This window comes from Flexivirga caeni, assembly GCF_003724155.1.
In the GTDB taxonomy this organism is placed as follows: domain Bacteria; phylum Actinomycetota; class Actinomycetes; order Actinomycetales; family Dermatophilaceae; genus Flexivirga; species Flexivirga caeni.
Map to the genome: position 1 here is coordinate 1 of NZ_RJJQ01000039.1, position 5,449 is coordinate 5,449.

Consider the following 5,449-nt stretch of genomic DNA (forward strand, 5'->3'; position numbering starts at 1 on the left):
GTCGTTTTTTGAGAACTCAACAGCGTGTCGAGTGATTGATGCCAATTGTTTGTTGGTTGATTGGTTTTGTAGCATTTTTTGCTCTTGATCAGTTTTTTTTGCCAGTTTTGGATTCTTTTTTGGAGAGTTTGATCCTGGCTCAGGACGAACGCTGGCGGCGTGCTTAACACATGCAAGTCGAACGATGATGCCTGAGCTTGCTTGGGTGGATTAGTGGCGAACGGGTGAGTAACACGTGAGTAACCTGCCCTCCTCTTTGGGATAAGCCTTGGAAACGGGGTCTAATACCGAATATTCACATTGTGCCGCATGGTGTGGTGTGGAAAGTTTTTGTGGTGGGGGATGGACTCGCGGCCTATCAGCTTGATGGTGGGGTAGTGGCCTACCATGGCTTTGACGGGTAGCCGGCCTGAGAGGGTGACCGGCCACACTGGGACTGAGACACGGCCCAGACTCCTACGGGAGGCAGCAGTGGGGAATATTGCACAATGGGCGGAAGCCTGATGCAGCGACGCCGCGTGGGGGATGACGGCCTTCGGGTTGTAAACTCCTTTCAGCAGGGACGAAGCTTTTTGTGACGGTACCTGCAGAAGAAGCACCGGCTGACTACGTGCCAGCAGCCGCGGTAATACGTAGGGTGCGAGCGTTGTCCGGAATTATTGGGCGTAAAGAGCTTGTAGGCGGTTTGTCGCGTCTGCCGTGAAAGCCCAGGGCTTAACCCTGGGTCTGCGGTGGGTACGGGCAGGCTAGAGTGTGGTAGGGGAGACTGGAATTCCTGGTGTAGCGGTGAAATGCGCAGATATCAGGAGGAACACCGATGGCGAAGGCAGGTCTCTGGGCCACTACTGACGCTGAGAAGCGAAAGCATGGGGAGCGAACAGGATTAGATACCCTGGTAGTCCATGCCGTAAACGTTGGGCGCTAGGTGTGGGACTCATTCCACGAGTTCCGTGCCGTAGCTAACGCATTAAGCGCCCCGCCTGGGGAGTACGGCCGCAAGGCTAAAACTCAAAGGAATTGACGGGGGCCCGCACAAGCGGCGGAGCATGCGGATTAATTCGATGCAACGCGAAGAACCTTACCAAGGCTTGACATACACCGGAATGTGCCAGAGATGGTGCAGCCTTTGGGCTGGTGTACAGGTGGTGCATGGTTGTCGTCAGCTCGTGTCGTGAGATGTTGGGTTAAGTCCCGCAACGAGCGCAACCCTCGTTCCATGTTGCCAGCACGTGATGGTGGGGACTCATGGGAGACTGCCGGGGTCAACTCGGAGGAAGGTGGGGATGACGTCAAATCATCATGCCCCTTATGTCTTGGGCTTCACGCATGCTACAATGGCTGGTACAGAGGGTTGCGATGCCGTGAGGTGGAGCGAATCCCTTAAAACTGGTCTCAGTTCGGATTGGGGTCTGCAACTCGACCCCATGAAGTTGGAGTCGCTAGTAATCGCAGATCAGCAACGCTGCGGTGAATACGTTCCCGGGCCTTGTACACACCGCCCGTCAAGTCACGAAAGTCGGTAACACCCGAAGCCCATGGCCTAACCAGGTTTTCCTGGGGGGAGTGGTCGAAGGTGGGGTTGGCGATTGGGACTAAGTCGTAACAAGGTAGCCGTACCGGAAGGTGCGGCTGGATCACCTCCTTTCTAAGGAGCGTTAACACCCTGCACTGTCGAGTGAACAGTGGGGTGGCTCATGGGTGGATCATCAATCATTGTGCCTGCAAAGGTTTGTGTGGGCTGGTCGAGTACGGGCATGCGCTTGAAAGAGTGTGTGTTGTGGAATGACTGGTTCGGGCAGGGTTTGTGGGTGTCGACACGTTGTTGGGTCCTGAGAGAACGACTGGTTGGTTGTTTTTTCTGGTGCTGCCTGTGCTGGCCGGTCCCTTTTGTGGGGTTGGTTGGTGTGGTGTTGGTGTGTTGTTTGAGAATTGTATAGTGGACGCGAGCATCTTTGTGGCTTTAAGAATTTTTTCTGGTTTTTGTGTAAGTTTTGTTTTTGTGTAAGTTTTTAAGGGCGCATGGTGGATGCCTTGGCATCAGGAACCGATGAAGGACGTAGTAATCTGCGATAAGCCTCGGGGAGCCGATAAACGGGCTGTGATCCGAGGGTTTCCGAATGGGGGAACCCCGCACCAGTTATGTGGTGTGACCCGTACCTGAATTCATAGGGTGCGTGGAGGGAACGTGGGGAAGTGAAACATCTCAGTACCCACAGGAAGAGAAAACAATATGTGATTCCGTGAGTAGTGGCGAGCGAAAGCGGATGAGGCTAAACCATGGTTGTGTGATACCTGTCAGGGGTTGCAGCTGTGGGGTTGTGGGGCCTTTTGTACCGTGTCTGACAGTGCGGTGGCGTGATGTGCGCGTGTAGTCGAATCAGTGGTGAGTGCTGAACCGTAGAGGGTGGGAGTCCCGTAGGCGAAACATGGTGTGCAGCGTTAGAGAGTGTGCCCGAGTAGCACGGGGCTCGTGGAATCTCGTGTGAATCTGCCAGGACCACCTGGTAAGCCTAAATATTCCCTGGTGACCGATAGCGGACTAGTACCGTGAGGGAAAGGTGAAAAGTACCCCGGGAGGGGAGTGAAATAGTACCTGAAACCATGCGCTTACAATCCGTCAGAGCCGGCGTTGTTCCGGTGATGGCGTGCCTTTTGAAGAATGAGCCTGCGAGTTAGTGCTCAGTGGCGAGGTTAACCCGTGTGGGGTAGCCGTAGCGAAAGCGAGTCCGAAGAGGGCGTTTTGAGTCGCTGGGTCTAGACCCGAAGCGGAGTGATCTACCCATGGCCAGGTTGAAGCGACGGTAAGACGTCGTGGAGGACCGAACCCACTTCAGTTGAAAATGGAGGGGATGAGCTGTGGGTAGGGGTGAAAGGCCAATCAAACTCCGTGATAGCTGGTTCTCCCCGAAATGCATTTAGGTGCAGCGTTGCGTGTTTCTTGCCGGAGGTAGAGCTACTGGATGGCTGATGGGCCTCACCAGGTTACTGACGTCAGCCAAACTCCGAATGCCGGTAAGTGTAAGCGTGGCAGTGAGACTGCGGGCGATAAGGTTCGTAGTCGAGAGGGAAACAGCCCAGATCACCAGCTAAGGTCCCTAAGCGTGTGCTAAGTGGAAAAGGATGTGGAGTTGCTGTGACAACCAGGAGGTTGGCTTAGAAGCAGCCACCCTTTAAAGAGTGCGTAATAGCTCACTGGTCAAGTGATTCCGCGCCGACAATGTAGCGGGGCTCAAGCACACCACCGAAGCTGTGGCAATCACACATGTCCCTAGCAGCACTTGTGTTGTTCAGGGGTGTGGTTGGGTAGGGGAGCGTCGTGTCACCGGTGAAGTTCCGGTGTGAACCAGGGGTGGAGGTGACACGAGTGAGAATGCAGGCATGAGTAGCGAATGACGGGTGAGAAACCCGTCCGCCGAATAACCAAGGGTTCCAGGGTCAAGCTAATCTGCCCTGGGTAAGTCGGGACCTAAGGCGAGGCCGACAGGCGTAGTCGATGGACATCCGGTTGATATTCCGGAACCGGCGAAGGACCGCCCATATCGAATCAGGGGATGCTAACCACCCGAACTGCCGTGTTGATCCCTTCGGGGTGATGCGTGTGTGGGGAGCGTGGGATCCGATCTTGTAGTAGGTAAGCGATGGAGTGACGCAGGAAGGTAGCCTCCGCGGGGCGATGGTTGTCCCCGTCCAAGCGTGCGAGCTGACTGGTAGGTAAATCCGCTGGTCGTGAAGGCCCAGGCGTGATGGTGACCATGTAATGTGGGAAGTAGGGTGATCCTATGCTGCCGAGAAAAACTTCTAGCGAGGTTCGAGCCGCCCGTACCCTAAACCGACTCAGGTGGTTAGGTAGAGAATACTAAGGCGATCGAGTGAATCGTGGTTAAGGAATTCGGCAAAATGCCCCCGTAACTTCGGGAGAAGGGGGACCTTCCACTCTGAAACACTGTGCGTGTTAGGGGTGGGGGTCGCAGAGACCAGGGAGAAGCGACTGTTTACTAAAAACACAGGTCCGTGCGAAGAAGTAATTCGATGTATACGGACTGACGCCTGCCCGGTGCTGGAACGTTAAGGGGACCGGTTAACCTGCTTTGGTGGGTGAAGCTGAGAACTTAAGCGCCAGTAAACGGCGGTGGTAACTATAACCATCCTAAGGTAGCGAAATTCCTTGTCGGGTAAGTTCCGACCTGCACGAATGGCGTAACGACTTCTCCACTGTCTCAACCACGAACTCGGCGAAATTGCATTACGAGTAAAGATGCTCGTTACGCGCAGCAGGACGGAAAGACCCCGGGACCTTTACTATAGCTTGGTATTGGTGTTCGGTGCGGCTTGTGTAGGATAGGTGGGAGACTGTGAAGCGCACGCGCCAGCGTGTGTGGAGTCATTGTTGAAATACCACTCTGGTCGTTCTGGGCTCCTAACTTCGGACCATGATCTGGTTCAGGGACAGTGCCTGGTGGGTAGTTTAACTGGGGCGGTTGCCTCCTAAAGGGTAACGGAGGCGCCCAAAGGTTCCCTCAGCCTGGTTGGTAATCAGGTTTTGAGTGTAAGTGCACAAGGGAGCTTGACTGTGAGACAGACATGTCGAGCAGAGACGAAAGTCGGGACTAGTGACCCGACGGTGGCTTGTGGAAGCGCCGTCGCTCAACGGATAAAAGGTACCCCGGGGATAACAGGCTGATCTTGCCCAAGAGCTCATATCGACGGCATGGTTTGGCACCTCGATGTCGGCTCGTCGCATCCTGGGGCTGGAGTAGGTCCCAAGGGTTGGGCTGTTCGCCCATTAAAGCGGTACGCGAGCTGGGTTTAGAACGTCGTGAGACAGTTCGGTCCCTATCCGCTGCGCGCGGAGGAAACTTGAGAAGACCTGTCCCTAGTACGAGAGGACCGGGATGGACGAACCACTGGTGTGTCAGTTGTCCTGCCAAGGGCACGGCTGATTAGCTACGTTCGGAAGTGATAACCGCTGAAAGCATCTAAGCGGGAAGCACGCTTCAAGATGAGGTTTCCAACACCCCTTAGTGGGTGGTGAGGCTCCCAGCTAGACTACTGGGTTGATAGGCCGGATGTGGAAGCGCAGTAATGTGTGGAGCTGACCGGTACTAATAAGCCGATAACTTACCAAAACCTTTAAACCCAGAAAACTGTTTTTACTGTTGCATGTTTGGTGTTTCGCGTCCACTGTACGATTCTGAAACAACACCCGGGCACCCGCCCCACCGTGTGTGGGGTGTGGTAGCAGTGCGTGTGCTTCCGAGCATGAGATAAGTGGATATTGTGTCGTGTTGGAAGCATGGTAACCCCCATGGTGTGTGTTGTTTCGTGGGGTTACGGCGGTTATAGCGAAGTGGGAAACGCCCGGTCACATCCCGAACCCGGAAGCTAAGCCCTTCAGCGCCGATGGTACTGCACTCGGTAGGGTGTGGGAGAGTAGGACACCGCCGAACAA

General features: G+C 54.9%; 3 rRNA genes. All 3 read left to right on the forward strand.

The window, feature by feature from the left end:
• Window positions 1–116: 116 nt before the first annotated feature.
• The 3 genes from EFY87_RS19820 (at window position 117) to rrf (ending at window position 5,447) form a co-directional block, all read left to right on the forward strand.
• A 16S ribosomal RNA gene (locus EFY87_RS19820) occupies window positions 117–1,645 on the forward strand.
• Window positions 1,646–1,999: 354 nt separating this feature from the next.
• Window positions 2,000–5,126: ribosomal RNA gene (locus EFY87_RS19825) — 23S ribosomal RNA — on the forward strand.
• A gap of 203 nt (window positions 5,127–5,329) precedes the next feature.
• A 5S ribosomal RNA gene (gene rrf / locus EFY87_RS19830) occupies window positions 5,330–5,447 on the forward strand.
• Together the 16S, 23S and 5S rRNA genes form the textbook arrangement of a ribosomal RNA operon.
• Window positions 5,448–5,449: the final 2 nt, after the last annotated feature.